Annotated in this window: 12 protein-coding genes; 6 read left to right on the forward strand and 6 right to left on the reverse strand. The window is 65.9% G+C overall.

The features are described 5' to 3' along the window. Nucleotides 1–20: 20 nt before the first annotated feature. Nucleotides 21–1,256 carry a multidrug efflux RND transporter periplasmic adaptor subunit MexE gene (mexE, locus tag ACNFBT_RS15655; RefSeq protein WP_416750792.1) on the reverse strand — a complete coding sequence of 412 codons (1,236 nt, stop codon included), beginning with the start codon at nucleotides 1,254–1,256 and terminating at the stop codon, nucleotides 21–23. Between the two features lie 341 nt (nucleotides 1,257–1,597). Then, a complete protein-coding gene (locus ACNFBT_RS15660; RefSeq protein ID WP_416750794.1) occupies nucleotides 1,598–2,512 on the reverse strand; it encodes a LysR family transcriptional regulator in 915 nt (304 codons plus the stop codon). A gap of 314 nt (nucleotides 2,513–2,826) precedes the next feature. On the opposite strand from ACNFBT_RS15660, the gene ACNFBT_RS15665 reads away from it, so the two are divergent. Continuing rightward, nucleotides 2,827–3,846 carry a zinc-dependent alcohol dehydrogenase family protein gene (locus ACNFBT_RS15665; RefSeq protein ID WP_416750796.1) on the forward strand — a complete coding sequence of 340 codons (1,020 nt, stop codon included), beginning with the start codon at nucleotides 2,827–2,829 and terminating at the stop codon, nucleotides 3,844–3,846. Between the two features lie 349 nt (nucleotides 3,847–4,195). On the opposite strand, the gene ACNFBT_RS15670 is transcribed toward ACNFBT_RS15665, so the two are convergent. After that, nucleotides 4,196–4,543 carry a GFA family protein gene (locus ACNFBT_RS15670; RefSeq protein ID WP_416750798.1) on the reverse strand — a complete coding sequence of 116 codons (348 nt, stop codon included), beginning with the start codon at nucleotides 4,541–4,543 and terminating at the stop codon, nucleotides 4,196–4,198. Between the two features lie 101 nt (nucleotides 4,544–4,644). Between ACNFBT_RS15670 and ACNFBT_RS15675 the strand changes: the two genes are divergently transcribed. Further along, entirely contained in the window at nucleotides 4,645–4,923 is a 279-nt protein-coding gene (locus tag ACNFBT_RS15675; protein WP_416750799.1) for a hypothetical protein, read from the forward strand. Between the two features lie 86 nt (nucleotides 4,924–5,009). Then, complete coding sequence (locus ACNFBT_RS15680) at nucleotides 5,010–5,618, forward strand: flavin reductase family protein (protein WP_416750801.1); 609 nt, start codon at nucleotides 5,010–5,012, stop codon at nucleotides 5,616–5,618. A 12-nt stretch (nucleotides 5,619–5,630) separates the two neighbouring features. Here ACNFBT_RS15680 and ACNFBT_RS15685 read toward each other — a convergent pair whose 3' ends face one another. Further along, a complete protein-coding gene (locus tag ACNFBT_RS15685) occupies nucleotides 5,631–6,005 on the reverse strand; it encodes a hypothetical protein (RefSeq protein ID WP_416750803.1) in 375 nt (124 codons plus the stop codon). Between the two features lie 273 nt (nucleotides 6,006–6,278). On the opposite strand from ACNFBT_RS15685, the gene ACNFBT_RS15690 reads away from it, so the two are divergent. Next, complete coding sequence (locus ACNFBT_RS15690; RefSeq protein WP_416750805.1) at nucleotides 6,279–8,234, forward strand: methyl-accepting chemotaxis protein; 1,956 nt, start codon at nucleotides 6,279–6,281, stop codon at nucleotides 8,232–8,234. Here the strand turns inward: ACNFBT_RS15690 and ACNFBT_RS15695 are convergent. Both ACNFBT_RS15695 and ACNFBT_RS15700 read right to left on the reverse strand, forming a co-directional pair. Further along, nucleotides 8,202–9,938, reverse strand: coding sequence for a SulP family inorganic anion transporter (locus ACNFBT_RS15695; RefSeq protein WP_416750807.1), 1,737 nt, complete (start codon nucleotides 9,936–9,938; stop codon nucleotides 8,202–8,204). The genes ACNFBT_RS15690 and ACNFBT_RS15695 overlap by 33 nt on opposite strands. 236 nt (nucleotides 9,939–10,174) lie before the next feature. Next, the gene (locus ACNFBT_RS15700; protein ID WP_416750809.1) at nucleotides 10,175–11,179 is read right to left on the reverse strand and encodes an NADP-dependent oxidoreductase; all 1,005 of its coding nucleotides are present in this window, start codon (nucleotides 11,177–11,179) and stop codon (nucleotides 10,175–10,177) included. A 226-nt stretch (nucleotides 11,180–11,405) separates the two neighbouring features. Between ACNFBT_RS15700 and ACNFBT_RS15705 the strand changes: the two genes are divergently transcribed. Further along, nucleotides 11,406–12,167 carry an SDR family oxidoreductase gene (locus ACNFBT_RS15705; protein ID WP_416750810.1) on the forward strand — a complete coding sequence of 254 codons (762 nt, stop codon included), beginning with the start codon at nucleotides 11,406–11,408 and terminating at the stop codon, nucleotides 12,165–12,167. A 435-nt stretch (nucleotides 12,168–12,602) separates the two neighbouring features. After that, the gene (locus ACNFBT_RS15710) at nucleotides 12,603–13,493 is read left to right on the forward strand and encodes a bile acid:sodium symporter family protein (protein WP_416750812.1); all 891 of its coding nucleotides are present in this window, start codon (nucleotides 12,603–12,605) and stop codon (nucleotides 13,491–13,493) included. Nucleotides 13,494–13,653: the final 160 nt, after the last annotated feature.

The following is a 13,653-nucleotide window of genomic DNA, read 5'->3' on the forward strand; positions in this document are numbered from 1 at the left end:
CTTTCAAGACAGGGAAGGTGTCAGCCGCGCGGCGCGCTCGGCCTGGCGGACTTCTCGGCGACCTTCGGCGCTTCGCTCTGGGCCAGGGCCTGGCGCTGGCGTGCGAGGGTGGCGAGGGTGGCCTGGCTGGCCATTTCGACGTTCTGCGCATCGACCTGGGCGCCGGGGCGGACCCGCTGCAGGCCGTTGACCACGATGCGGTCACCCTTGGCCAGGCCGTTGCGGACGATGCGCAGGCCTTCCAGCTTCGGACCCAGCTCGATGCTGCGGTATTGCACCTTGCTGTCCTTGTCCATCACCAGCACGAACTTCTTGCCAAGGTCGGTGCCGACCGCGTCGTCCTTGATCAGCGCGGCGGGGTAGGTGCCGCTGCCGACCAGCTTGATGCGGGCGTACAGGCCGGGGGTGAACTGGTTGGCGTCGTTGTCGAACACGGCGCGGCCGCGGATGGTGCCGGTCTTGGGGTTCACCTGGTTGTCCAGGAAGTCCAGCTTGCCCTCGTGGGGGAAGCCGTCCTCGCCGGTCAGGCCCAGGTACACCGGGCTGCTGCCGCGGGCGTCCGGGCCGCCGTTGCGGGCCAGGTCCACGTACTTGAGGTAGACGCGCTCGTCGGCGTCGAAGTAGGCGTAGACCTTGTCGGTGGAGACCAGGGTGGTGAGCAGGGTCTGGCCGCTGTTCACCAGGTTGCCGGCGGTGACTTCGGCGCGGGAGACGCGGCCGTCGATGGGCGCCGTGACCTGGGTGAACGACAGGTTAAGGCGGGCGTTGTCCAGTTCCGCCTGGGTCGCGGCGACCACGGCTTTCGCTTCGGTGGCGGCGGCGCTGCGGGCGTCGGCCAGTTCTGCGGAGATGGCGTTGGTGGCGCGCAGGCGCTCGCCACGGGCGGCTTCGTTAACGGTGCGGGTCTGGTTGGCGCGGGCCTGTTGCAGCTGGGCTTCCAGGCGATGGACTTCGGCCTCGAACGGGCGCGGGTCGATCTGGAACAGCAGGTCGCCTTTCTTCACCAGCGCGCCTTCGCGGAAGGCTACGCGGTCGATGTAGCCGGAGACGCGCGGGCGCAGTTCGACGGACTCCGGAGCTTCCAGGCGGCCGGTGAACTCGTCCCATTCGTTGATCGACTGTTCGATGACTTCCGCCACGCTGACCTTGGGCGCGGGCATGTTCTGCGCCGCATCCTGGCCCTTACCGCAGGCGCTGAGCACCAGCACGGCGGCGAGCGCCAGCGGAATACGCAAGGTTTTTAGATTTCGCTCCATGGAAAAGACTCCACCGTTCTAATTGGTTTTGGGACTTCTGATGGAGCGGAGTCTGCGTTCGGTGACGCTCGGGAACTAATCGAACGGGAAAATTTTGATTATCACGTGGAGTGATAAATGCCCTTGCGTCATACGCATCAATCGATAGAGGAGGTGGGCACGAGGATTGCCCGGAGGTGGCACGGTGCTGAACCCGTAGGGCGTATAACGCTCCGCGTTATACGCCGATTGGCCTTGGTTCCAGGGCGCTTCGAGCCTGGCCCCGGAGCCGCTGGCCGGCACGGTGAGTCGGCGTACAACCGCGAACGGTTGTACGCCCTACGTTCATGCGGACGGTTGGTTCAGAGACTGTCCGGATCACCCACGAACATGGTGATGCGCGAGCGCAGCCAGCGTTCGGCCGGGTCGTTGTCCTGGGCGCCGCGCCAGACCATCGACAGCTCGGCCAGGCGGGTGGGGAAGGGCGGCTCTTCGGCGCGCAGGCCGCCAGCGGCGGTCAGGGCGAGCGCCACATATTCGGGCACGGTGGCGAGGATGTCGGTGCTGGCCAGCAACTGGGCGAGACCGACGAACTGCGGCACCGCCAGCACCACCTGGCGCTTGCGGTCCATCTCGGCCAGGGTCTGGTCGACGAAACCGTCCAGGTCGCCCGCATAGGACACCAGCGCGTGCGGGCGCGCGCAGTAATCGTCGAGGGTCAGAGTGCCGGGAATCGAATCGGCGCGCAGGACCTTCCAGGTGCTGCGACGCAGGGTCTTGCGTTTGGCGTTGGCTGGCAGCTCGTCGGTGTAGCTCACGCCCACGGAGATTTCCCCGGAGGCCAGCAGCTGCGGCATCAGCAGGTAGTTGGCGCGGCGCACCACCAGGGTGATGCCCGGTGCCTCCGAACGCAGGCGGCGCAGCAGCGGCGGCAGCAGGCCGAATTCCACATCATCGGACAGGCCGATGCGGAACACCGCCTTGCTGGTGGCCGGGTCGAAATCGGCGGCGCGGCTCAGGGCGGTGGAGATTGAGTCCAGTGCGGGGGAGAGGTGGCCGAAGATTTCCTGGGCCCGAGCTGTGGGCTCCATGCTGCGCCCGGTGCGGACGAACAGCGGGTCGTCGAACAGACTGCGCAGGCGTGCCAGGGCCGCGCTGATCGCCGGCTGGCCGAGGAACAGCTTCTCGGCGGCGCGGGTCACGCTGCGCTCGTGCATCAGCGTCTCGAAAACGATCAACAGGTTGAGGTCAACCTTGCGGAGGTCGTTGCGATTCATGAAGGCTCCCTGGCGATGGGGGAAAAGTGAAGCCCGACGCGACTTGAGTCAAGTCTGACAGATAAGTCCTTGATCAATTTCCACTTTTTTATCGAGAATCGTACACCGGCCCTGTACTCCCGATCGAGCCGCAAAATCGCCCTGCGTGCCCTGGCAAACACCCGGCGCAGAGCCTACGGGCCGCGTCGGGCTAGCGTTTGCGCCGGTGCGGAATCATCGCTGTTTATGTCAATTATCAACGGTGAACGGTGGTGTCGCCCCCAAAGCCCGGATAGAGTCCGTGGCTATAGAGACATTAAAAGGCGAGGTATGTGATGTCCCGCATGATCCGTTTCCACCAGTTCGGTGACGCCTCGGTCCTGAAGATCGAGGAAATGCCGACCCCGCAACCGGGGCCGGGTGAAGTGCTGATCCGTACCCAGGCACTGGGCGTCAGTTGGCGCGACGTGCTCTGGCGGCAGAACCTCGCCCCGGATCAGGCCAAGCTGCCGGCGGGCATCGGTTATGAACTCTCCGGCATCGTCGAAGCCGTGGGCGAAGGGGTCGACGACCTCGAACCCGGCACCCCGGTGGCCAGCTTCCCGGCCAACTCGCCGAACCAGTACCCGGCCTGGGGCGACCACGTCGTCCTGCCGCGCACTTCGCTGACGCGCTACCCCGAGGTACTGAGCCCGGTCGAAGCCGCCGTGCACTACACCGGCTTGCTGTATTCCTACTTCGCGCTGGTGGAACTGGCGCAGATCAAGCCGGGCCAGCGCGTGCTGATTACCGAGGCCGGCCACTGCCTGGCTCCGCAGGCCGTGCAACTGGCCAAGGCTCTTGGCGCCCAGGTGATCGCCACCACCAGCTCCGAGGAAACCCGCGAGTTCCTCAAGGGCCTGGGGGCGGACAAGATCATCTACACCGAGGAACAGGACCTGGTGCTGGAAGTCGAGCGCTTCACCAAGGATGAGGGCGTGGAGATCGTCCTCGACCAGTGCGCCGGCCCGCAGATGAAGCTGCTGGGTGACGTGGCCGCGCCGCGCGGCAAGCTGATCCTCTACGGCATCAACGGCGGCAACGACGCGGCCTTCCCGGCCTGTGCGGCGTTCAAGAAGCACCTGCAGTTCTATCGTCACTGCGTACTGGACTTCACCGGCCAGCCGGAGATCGGCCTGACCCGCAACGACGAAGCCGTGCAGCGGGCGCTGACCGCGATCAACCAGATGACCGCCGACCAGCTGCTCAAGCCGAGCATCGACCGGGTGTTCGACTTCGCCCAGTACCGCGACGCCAACTACTACATGGAAACCTGCCCGGGCGGTGGCCGTGTGGTGATGAAGATGCCGGAGTGATCCGTCATCGGTAGCTGAAAAAGCCACTCTTCGGAGTGGCTTTTTTGTGCCCGCCATTTTCCTGCGCCGGGGGCGATGGGCTGGCGCCTGTGATCGCGGAGAAGCTCTGCTCCTACGGGAAGAGTCGGCGCGGGGGTTGCCCTCACCCCAGCCCTCTCCCAGAGGGAGAGGGAGCTGTTCGGGGCCGCTGGAAGTGTCGGTGTACTCTGGCAACATCGACGATGTAGCCGGCTGACGCCTCGGGTTCCTCTCTCACCGCGCTGTCCCCTCTCCCACTGGGAGAGGGTTAGGGTGAGGGGACTATTGATCCGTGATAAGCGCCTGCAAGGCGAGCCTCATGTTCTTCCGGCTACACGCTCTTGCCATCGTACTGGCGAACCTTCAGCCCGCTCACATCCACCTCCGGCAGGCAACGCACGTTGATCGCGGCGATCGGGCTGCCGTCGGGCATCGCCCCATCCGCAAAAGGTGCACAGCCGCAGGTGGGGCAGAAGTGGTGCTTGATGCGGTGGGTCCTGAAGGTGTAGGTGCTCATGGCGCTTTCCGGCGTGGTCAGGCGCAGCTTGTCCCGGGGCACGAACCAGAGCAGCGAACCCCTCCGGCTGCAGATCGAGCAGTTGCACTGGGTGACTTCGCCGACCTCGCCTTCGACCTCGAAGGCGATGCCGCCGCAGTGGCAGCTTCCGTGATACAGCATGATCATGCTCCTTGTGGAGTGAACGAACAGGCAGTGTAGTCCGGCGCGGGCGGCCAGGGCCGTCTAAGCTGGAAGGCGCCTGCACAACCTAGGAGGTCGTCATGAAGGCACTTTATGCTGCACTCGCCGCCAGCCTGCTGCTGGCCGGCTGCTCGGGCACCACGGTTGACCGCGACAGCTGCGCCAGCGAACTCAACGCGGCCTGGAAGGAGCTGGACCTGGCCAAGGCTGAAGGCTTCGCCGGAACCGTGAGCTATTCCAAGGCACTGACCCTGATCACCGCCGCCAAGACCGAGCAACAGGTCGAGTCCTACGGTGGCTGCCTCGACAAGGCCAGCAAGGCGCGTTTCTACATCAAGGAATCCCGCGCCGGACGTTGATGCTGACGTGTAGGGAGCCTCTGGCGCGGGCATAATCGCCGGGCGGACGGACGCATCGATCCGTCCGGCAGTCAGGGGATCCTCGCATGCAACTCGATTTCAGCACCCTCGCGCCTGCCGACGCCTACCGTTGGCTGGCCTCCACCGTCACCCCGCGCCCGATTGCCTGGGTATCCACGCTGTCCGCCGAAGGCACCAGCAACCTCGCACCGTTCAGCTTCTTCCAGGTCATCAGCGACGAGCCGCCGACCCTGATGGTCAACACCAGCGTGCGTGGCGATGGCAGCGTGAAGGACACCCTGCACAACGTTCGCGAGACCGGCGAGCTGGTAATCCACCTGGTCAGCGCCGCTCAGGCTGAGATGATGAACGCCACCGCCGCCTGGCTGCCCCACGGCGTCAGCGAGATCGAACATGCCGGCATCGCGACCGTGCCCAGCGAGCGCGTGGCGCCGCCGCGCGTGGTCGGCGCGCCGGTAGCCTTCGAGTGCCAACTGGCCGAGATCATTCCCTATCCGGCGGACAAGCCCAGTGCCTACCTGATCTTCGCCCGCGTGCTGCTGGCGCATGTCGACGACGGCGTGATGCGCGACGAGCGCCATGTCGATCCGGCGAAGCTGGACCTGGTCGGGCGCCTGGGCGGAACCCAGTACAGCTACACACGCGACACCTTCAACATGATTCGCCCCAAATAACCCACCGTCCCGTCAGGCGAACTCCAGCGCAAGGCCCAGATGCCAGCGGTTGTCGCTGAGCCTCGCCGCATCCAACCGCTCGCCCAGGGCGAACAGCTCCCGCAGCAGGGCGGGGCGGTCGGCGAACTCCAGCGCCAGCTCCTGGATCAGGCCGAGGATGGCTTGCACCAGGCTCCGGCCGCTGTCGGCGTCGAACCAGCAGTCGAGCCGTTCGCCCTTGGCCTCGTCGCATTCGAAGGGGCAGAGGAAGCGTGCGATCGCCGGCAACATCCGTTTTTTCAGCCAGGGGTCGATCCGCTGCTGTTCGCGGTACAGCTCCGGCAATTGCAGTTCGGCGGCGAATCCGGCGATCGGACGCTGCAGGACCAGTCGATAGCAGGCATTCATTCGCGCACCTCGGTTCAAAGCAGAGGTGTCGGAATTTGCCCCGTGGCCCTGGGGCGGCGCTGTCGGCGTTGTCCGCAGGTTGTGTCTGAAAACTCCTGTCAGTGTTCTGGATGCGACCTGCACATATCCGTCAGCAGCATCACGGTGCCATCACCGCCCCGGACTCTATCCAGCGTCCGACGGCGCTCCTAATGTTCCTCGAAAAAATGACGACAACGAACAGGAGGCCTTCGTACCGAAGGACCGCCTGCACGCAGGGGAGGGGGAGATGCCATGGTTGCGTTCGTGCAACGACGTCTGGCCGATATGGGAACGGCGAAGAAACTGGCCATCGGATTCGGCCTGGTGCTGTTGTTGACGGCGCTGGTGGCGGCGATCGGCGTCGCCTCGCTGCGTTCGATCTCCCAGCGCTTCGAACTGCTCAACGACCTGTCGGCGATCAACCGTTCGGTACTGGAGATGCGCCTGCGCGAGAAGGACTTCGTGCTCGACGGCAACCCCAAGGCCGCGGAGGACCTGCGCAAGCACGCCGCGCAGCTGGGCGAGCGGGTGACGCGGCTCAAGGCGCTGCCCGAACAGGCGGCGACCATGACGCAGGTGGAGCAGGGCATCGCGGACTACCTGGCCGCCTTCGATCGCTTCGAGCAGTCCAGCAAGAGCCGGCGCCTGTCGCTGGATGCCGCAAGCTGGTCGGTGAGCGGCGCGTCCAACAGCCTGGACATCCTGCAATCGAGCCTCGCCGACGACGGCGCCTATGAGCTGAAGGAGTCCCAGGGACAGAAGGGCGAGGAACTGTTGCAGCAGGCCGGCCAGGTCAGCCAGTTGTCCCGCCTGGTGCTGCAGGGGCTCAACGAGGCCCGCTCGCGCCTGGAAGCCGGTGGCGAGGAGAAGCCCGCCGATGGCCGCATCAAGTCCGCCGCCGAGGCGCTGGAGCTTTCCAGCAAATTGCAGGCGAGCATCACTGATCCGACCTACGTGACGGTGCTCAAGGACGTGGTCACCAATATCAACGCCTTCGTCGAGAAGCTCGACGAGTACACCGCCGCCCTGCAGCAGGAAAAGCAGGTTCACGCGCAGATGCGTGAGCGCGCGGACCAGGTCATGCAGCGGGTGGACGACGCTTATGCCGCGCAGCAATCGGCCATGCTCGCCGGGCTGCGCACCAACGCCGGGCTGATCCTCGGTTCGGCGGCGCTGGCGCTGCTGGTGGGGGCGCTGGCGGCGCTGCTTATCACCTGGATGATCGTGCGTCCGCTGCGCCAGGTGATCGGCATGGCCAGCCGCATCGCCGAGGGCGATCTGAGCGCCACCATCGAGGTGCGGCGCAAGGACGAGGTGGGCCAATTGATGCTGGCCGTGGCGAGCATGTCCGACAGCCTGCGCGGTATCGTCAGTCGCCTGCGCGACGGCGTCGGACAGATCACCGCGTCGGCGCAGGCATTGTCCGGCGTTACCGAGCGCACCCAGTTCGGCGTGAACACGCAGAAGGCCGAGACCGACCAGGTGGCCACCGCGATGAACCAGATGGCCGCCACCGTGCACGACGTGGCGCGCAACGCCGAAGAGGCCGCCAGTTCCGCCGAACAGGCCGACGGCAAGGTGGCCAGCGGGCAGGAGGTGGTACGCCAGACCCTTGGCCGCATCGAGCAGTTGGCCGAGGCGGTGCGCACCGCCACCCAGAGCATCGAACAGCTCGGCCGCGAGAGCCAGAGCATCGGCAGCGTGCTCGACGTGATCAAGAGCGTCGCCGAGCAGACCAACCTGCTTGCCCTCAACGCCGCCATCGAGGCCGCGAGGGCGGGCGAGCAGGGGCGCGGTTTCGCCGTGGTCGCCGATGAAGTGCGGGCCCTGGCGCGGCGCACCCAGCAATCCACCGCCGAAATCGAAGGCCTGATCACGTCCCTGCAGAGCGACGCCGCCACCTCGGTGCAGCGCATGCAGCGCAGCCATGCGCTGGTGGAAATGACCGTTGGCGATGCGGTGCAGACCGAGGCGGCGCTGGGCACCATCGCCTCGGCGGTGGCGGTGATCCACCAGATGAACCAGCAGATTGCCGCCGCGTCCGAGCAGCAGAGCGCGGTGGCCGAGGAGATCAGCCGCAGCGTCAGCAGCATCCGTGGCATCGCCGACGAATCGGCTCAGGCCATGGAGTCCACCGCCTCCTCCAGCGTCGAGCTGGCGCAGCTCAGCCGCGAGCTACAGGGGCTGGTCGGGCAGTTTCGGCTGTAAGTGCTGTTCCCAGGTGTTCTGCGCCTTGCGCTGGCGGTGCCAGCGCTTGTAGGCGTTGACCCCGGCGCGCACCGAGCTGAACACCAGCGGCGGCTTCACCTCGCCCAGCGCACCGGAGCGCTTGAGCATCGCCAGCGTCTCGCCGGTGACCCGCGCCAGTGACAGGTGCACGCCCTGGGCATCGAGCGTCTGCTGCACTTCGCGCAAGGTCGTCAGGCCGCTGATGTCCAGGTTGAGGATGCCCTCGGCGTTGAGCAGCACCGCGCGCGGCTGGTGCGCCTCGGCCACCACCTCCAGCAGGCGCTGCTTGAAGTAGTCGGCGTTGAAGAACAGCAGCGGCGCGTCGAAGCGATAGATCACCAGGCCCGGCAAGGTGTGCGCGTCGGGGTACTGTTCCAGCTCCACCTGGCCGTCGATGCCGTGCACCCAGCCCAGCACCGCATCATGGGGGCGATAGGTGAGATAGAGCAGGCGCAGCAGGGCGAGCATGATGGCGACGAAGATGCCCGGCAGCACGCCGACGCTGAGCACACCCACCGTGGTCAGCACGCACAGGGCGAACTCGAACCGGCTCAGGTTCCAGAAACCGCGCAGGGCGCGGAAGTCGATCAGGCCCCAGCCGGCCATCAGCAGCACCGCGCCCAGCGCGGGCACCGGCACCCAGCCCAGCGGCTTGCTGAACAGCAGCAGGATCACACCAATCACCAGGGCGGCGACTACGCCGACCATCTGGCTCTTGCCGCCGACCATGTCGTTCACCGCGGTGCGCGAGTCGGCGCCGCTGATCACGAAGCCCTGGGAAATCCCGGCGCCGATATTGGCCATGCCCAGCGCCATGAACTCGTGGTTGGCGTCGATGCTGTAGCCGTGGCGGGCGGCGAAGCTGCGCGCGGTGAGCATGGCGCTGCAGAAGCTGATGATGGTGATGCCCATGGCATCGCGGAACAGGCTGCCCATCTCCTCGATGGTGGTGTGCGGCAGGCTCAGCGTGGGCAGGCCCTGGGGTACTTCGCCGAGCAGTTTGATGCCGTACTGGTCGAGCCCCAGCAGCGCCGCCGCCAGGGTGGCGAACAGCACGCCGACCAGGGCGCCGGGGATCTTCGGGAAGAAGCGCGGCAGGACGATCATCAACAGCAGCGTGGAGGCGCCCAGGGCCAGCGTCGGCAGGTGGGTGGCTTCGAGGTTGCGCAGCAGGGCGACCAGGCCACGGATGAAGCCGCTGGTTTCGCTGTGGTAGCCCAGCAGTTTGCCGAGCTGGCCGGCGATCAGGCTCAGGCCAATGCCGTTGAGATAGCCCACCAGCGTGGGCCGCGAGAGGAAGCTGGCGACGAAACCGGCGCGGGCGAAACCGGCGGCGATGGACAGCGCGCCGACCATCACCGCGACGATCATCGACAACTGCAACAGGCGTTGCGGATCGCCTGCCGCCAGCGGTGTGATGGCGGCGGCGACCATGGCGGCGGTGGCGGCGTCCGGGCCGACCATCAACTGCCGCGAACTGCCCACCAGGGCGTAGATCAGCATCGGCAGGATGCAGGCGTAGAGCCCGACCTGGGCGGGGAAACCGATGATCTGCGCGTAGGCGATGGCGGTGGGAATCTGCACCGCGGCGACCGACAGGCCGGCCTGGATATCGCGGGTCAGCCAGTCACGGCGATAGTGCAACAGGCTGTTCAGACCGGGCAGCCATTGGGCGAGGGGCATCGGTGAATCTTCCTTGGGGACGACCAAGGAGCAAGCTTAGATGGAATGGGGCTCGAGGCTTGTCGAAAATCAGTGAGATAGAAGGTGCCGGCGTGTCGTAGGGCGTACAACCGTTCGCGGTTGTACGCCGATACGCCGGGCATTGATACCAGCTTCGCGGTTGAACCCGGAGCGCCGTGAAACCAAGGTGAGTCGGCGTATAACGTCGAACGTTATACGCCCTACATTCCTGCCCGTCAGACCTTCAGCACCAGCTTGCCGAAGTTCTCCCCGCTGAAGAGTTTCGCCAGGGTTTCGGGGAAGGTTTCCAGACCCTCGACGATGTCCTCCTTCGATTTGAGCTTGCCCTCGGCGATCCAGCTCGCCATGTCCTTGAAGCCTTCCGGGAAGCGGCTGGCGTAGTCCATCACCACCATGCCCTCCATGCGCGCGCGGTTGACCAGCAGCGACAGGTAGTTGGCCGGGCCGCGCACCGCTTCCTTGTTGTTGTACTGGCTGATCGCGCCGCAGATCACCACCCGCGCCTTGGGCGCCAGGCGAGCCAGCACGGCGTCGAGGATGTCGCCGCCGACGTTGTCGAAGAACACGTTCACGCCCTTGGGGCACTCGCGCTTCAGGCCGGCGTTGACGTCTTCGGCCTTGTAGTCGATGGCGCCGTCGAAGCCCAGCTCGTCCACCAGGTAGCGGCACTTGTCCGCACCGCCGGCGATGCCCACCACGCGGCAACCTTTGATTTTCGCGATTTGCCCGACCACGCTGCCCACCGCGCCGGCGGCGCCGGAGACCACCACGGTGTCGCCGGCCTGGGGTAACCCGACGTCGAGGAAGCCGAAGTAGGCGGTCATGCCGGTCATGCCCAGCGCCGAGAGGTACAGCGGCAGCGGCGCGCGCTGGCTGTCGACCTTGTAGAAGCCCTTGGGCTCGCCGAGGAAGTAGTCCTGCACGCCGAGGGCACCATTCACCTCATCGCCGACCTTGAAGTCCGGGTGTTGCGAGGCGATCACCTTGCCCACGCCCAGGGCGCGCATCACGTCGCCGATGGCCACCGGGGCGATGTAGGACTTGGCGTCGTTCATCCAGCCGCGCATGGCCGGGTCCAGCGAGAGGTACTGGTTCTTCACCAGGATCTGCCCGGGGCCGGGCTCGCCGACCGGGGTTTCCACGTAGGCGAAGGTGTCGCGGGTGGCGGCGCCGACCGGGCGCTGGGCGAGCTGGAACTGGCGGTTGATCTGGGCGGTCATGGCAGTGAACTCATGGAGGGGAAAGACTTAGGTGATAGTCCGCGCGGCGGGCGACGGCAAGCTCAGTCCGCCGGAGGAATGATCACCCATCGGTCCGGGTGATCCCTCTTTCCGGAATCATCATCGACATGGATGCAGCGCCTATGCGTCGTCTGATAGTGCTTCGCGCCTGCGGAGCGCTGGCTAGACTGCGACGGTTATCTCCATTCCGCTTCGAGGTTCGCTCATGAGTCAGCTGCTTTCCGGCCAGGTCGCCCTGGTCACTGGTGCCGGCAACGGCATCGGCCGCGCCACCGCCCAGGCCTTCGCCCACGAGGGCGTGAAGGTCGTGGTTTCCGACGTCGACGCCAAGGGCGGCGAGGCCACCGTCGAGCTGATCCGCGCGGCGGGCGGCGAAGCCACCTTCATCCGCTGCGACGTGACCCGCGACGCCGAGGTCAAGGCGTTGGTCGAAGGCACCGTGGCTGCCTATGGCCGCCTGGATTACGCCTTCAACAACGCCGGCATCGAGATCGAGAAGGGCAGGCTTGCCGAGGGTGAGGAAAGCGAGTTCGACGCCATCATGGGCGTCAACGTGAAGGGTGTCTGGCTGTGCATGAAGCACCAGATTCCGGTGATGCTCGCCCAGGGTGGCGGCGCCATCGTCAACACCGCCTCGGTGGCCGGCCTGGGCGCCGCGCCGAAGATGAGCATCTACGCCGCCTCCAAGCACGCGGTGATCGGCCTGACCAAGTCCGCCGCCATCGAGTACGCGAAGAAGAAAATCCGCATCAACGCGGTGTGCCCGGCGGTGATCGACACCGACATGTTCCGCCGCGCCTACGAGGCCGACCCGAAGAAGGCCGAGTTCGCCGCCGCCATGCACCCGGTGGGGCGTGTCGGCCGAGTCGAGGAAATTGCCGGCGCCGTGCTGTACCTGTGCAGCGACAACGCCGGCTTCACCACCGGCATCGCGCTGCCGGTGGATGGTGGGGCCACGGCGATCTGATGGTTTCGGGGGAGCCCTGCGCTCGGGCCTTCCCTCACCCCAGCCCTCTCCCAACGGGAGAGGGGGCTGTTCGGCGTGCGTTGGTACTGCGGTGTTTCCAGGTGAACAGCATGCTGTCAGCCGCATCGGACAACCCCCTCTCCTTGGGGAGAGGGCAGGGGTGAGGGGATAAGCCCCGCACCGCTATTTCCATGAAGCACCCGTAGGCGCGAGCTTGCTCGCGAACCGCCCGGCGCCAAAGCGGCCGGAAAATCCGTTCGCGGGCAAGGAACGGGCGTCCCCTCGGTCCCACACGCACGCTCCGCACGATCCCAGCCCGTTCGCTACAAGATTTCGCATTCTGTTACAGGGTGAAGTGGTTTTGGCCTGCAAGGCCAGTTACAAGCGATCAGGAGACCGAAAGAATCGGCCCACCCCGGTTGGAGAATAACGACAATGACCAACGACCCCTTGCTGACCCTCTTCATGCCCATCGCCCTGGGCATCATCATGCTCGGCCTTGGCCTGTCCCTGACCATCGCCGATTTCGTCCGCGTCGTGCGCTATCCCAAACCGGTCGTCATCGGGCTGGTCTGCCAGATCATCCTGCTGCCGCTGGCGTGCTTCCTGATCACCTTGGGTTTCGCCCTGGAAGCGGCGCTGGCCGTGGGCATGATGCTGCTCGCCGCGGCGCCCGGCGGCACCACCGCCAACCTCTACAGCCACCTGGCCCACGGCGACGTGGCGCTGAACATCACGCTGACCGCGGTGAACTCGGTGATCGCCATCCTCACCATGCCGCTGATCGTCAACCTGTCGCTGCTGTACTTCATGAACGACGGCCAGACCCTCCCGCTGCAGTTCGGCAAGGTGGTGCAGGTGTTCATCATCGTCCTTGGCCCGGTGGCCATCGGCATGCTCATCCGTCGCCAGTTGCCGAGCGTGGCGGCGGCGCTGCACAAGCCGGTGAAGATCCTGTCCGCGCTGTTGTTGCTGGTGATCATCGTCCTGGCGGTGGCCAAGGACTGGCCGACCTTCGTCGCCTATGCCCCCATCGTCGGCGCGGCGGCGCTGTGCTTCAACCTGCTCAGCCTCGCCGTCGGCTACTGGGTGCCGCGCCTGCTCAGGCTACCCAAGCCGCAGGCCGTGGCCATCGGCATGGAAATCGGCATCCACAACGGCACCCTCGCCATCACCCTGGCGCTCAGTCCCATGCTGCTGAACAACAAGACCATGGCGATTCCCGCGGCGATCTACGGCGTATTGATGTTCTTCACCGCCGCCATCTTCGGCTGGTGGGTGAGCCGTGGCATGACCAAGACCGCCTCGGAGCGGGTGGCGGCCTGAGGTTTCACTTCACCATCACCCTCCGGGAGAGGGTGATGGGCTCTTGATCTCGTAGGAGCGGACCTTGTCCGCGAAGCGCCCAACGCCGAGACGAATCCGCCGGCGGATAACGCTTCGGGTTTATCGCCCTACAGGCACTTCACTCAACTAACTCGGAAAA

Origin of the sequence: Pseudomonas sp. NY15181 (assembly GCF_048068055.1) — a bacterium.
Lineage (GTDB): Bacteria > Pseudomonadota > Gammaproteobacteria > Pseudomonadales > Pseudomonadaceae > Pseudomonas.

Excerpts from the sequence above, each read along its gene's own strand:
- ACNFBT_RS15700 (WP_416750809.1), bottom strand. The coding sequence starts at position 11,179 with ATGACCGCCCAGATCAACCGCCAGTTCCAGCTCGCCCAGCGCCCGGTC.
- ACNFBT_RS15670 (WP_416750798.1), bottom strand. The coding sequence starts at position 4,543 with ATGCTGTATCACGGAAGCTGCCACTGCGGCGGCATCGCCTTCGAGGTC.
- ACNFBT_RS15685 (WP_416750803.1), bottom strand. The coding sequence starts at position 6,005 with ATGAATGCCTGCTATCGACTGGTCCTGCAGCGTCCGATCGCCGGATTC.
- ACNFBT_RS15665 (WP_416750796.1), top strand. The coding sequence starts at position 2,827 with ATGTCCCGCATGATCCGTTTCCACCAGTTCGGTGACGCCTCGGTCCTG.
- mexE (WP_416750792.1), bottom strand. The coding sequence starts at position 1,256 with ATGGAGCGAAATCTAAAAACCTTGCGTATTCCGCTGGCGCTCGCCGCC.
- ACNFBT_RS15675 (WP_416750799.1), top strand. The coding sequence starts at position 4,645 with ATGAAGGCACTTTATGCTGCACTCGCCGCCAGCCTGCTGCTGGCCGGC.
- ACNFBT_RS15690 (WP_416750805.1), top strand. The coding sequence starts at position 6,279 with ATGGTTGCGTTCGTGCAACGACGTCTGGCCGATATGGGAACGGCGAAG.
- ACNFBT_RS15660 (WP_416750794.1), bottom strand. The coding sequence starts at position 2,512 with ATGAATCGCAACGACCTCCGCAAGGTTGACCTCAACCTGTTGATCGTT.
- ACNFBT_RS15710 (WP_416750812.1), top strand. The coding sequence starts at position 12,603 with ATGACCAACGACCCCTTGCTGACCCTCTTCATGCCCATCGCCCTGGGC.
- ACNFBT_RS15695 (WP_416750807.1), bottom strand. The coding sequence starts at position 9,938 with ATGCCCCTCGCCCAATGGCTGCCCGGTCTGAACAGCCTGTTGCACTAT.
- ACNFBT_RS15705 (WP_416750810.1), top strand. The coding sequence starts at position 11,406 with ATGAGTCAGCTGCTTTCCGGCCAGGTCGCCCTGGTCACTGGTGCCGGC.
- ACNFBT_RS15680 (WP_416750801.1), top strand. The coding sequence starts at position 5,010 with ATGCAACTCGATTTCAGCACCCTCGCGCCTGCCGACGCCTACCGTTGG.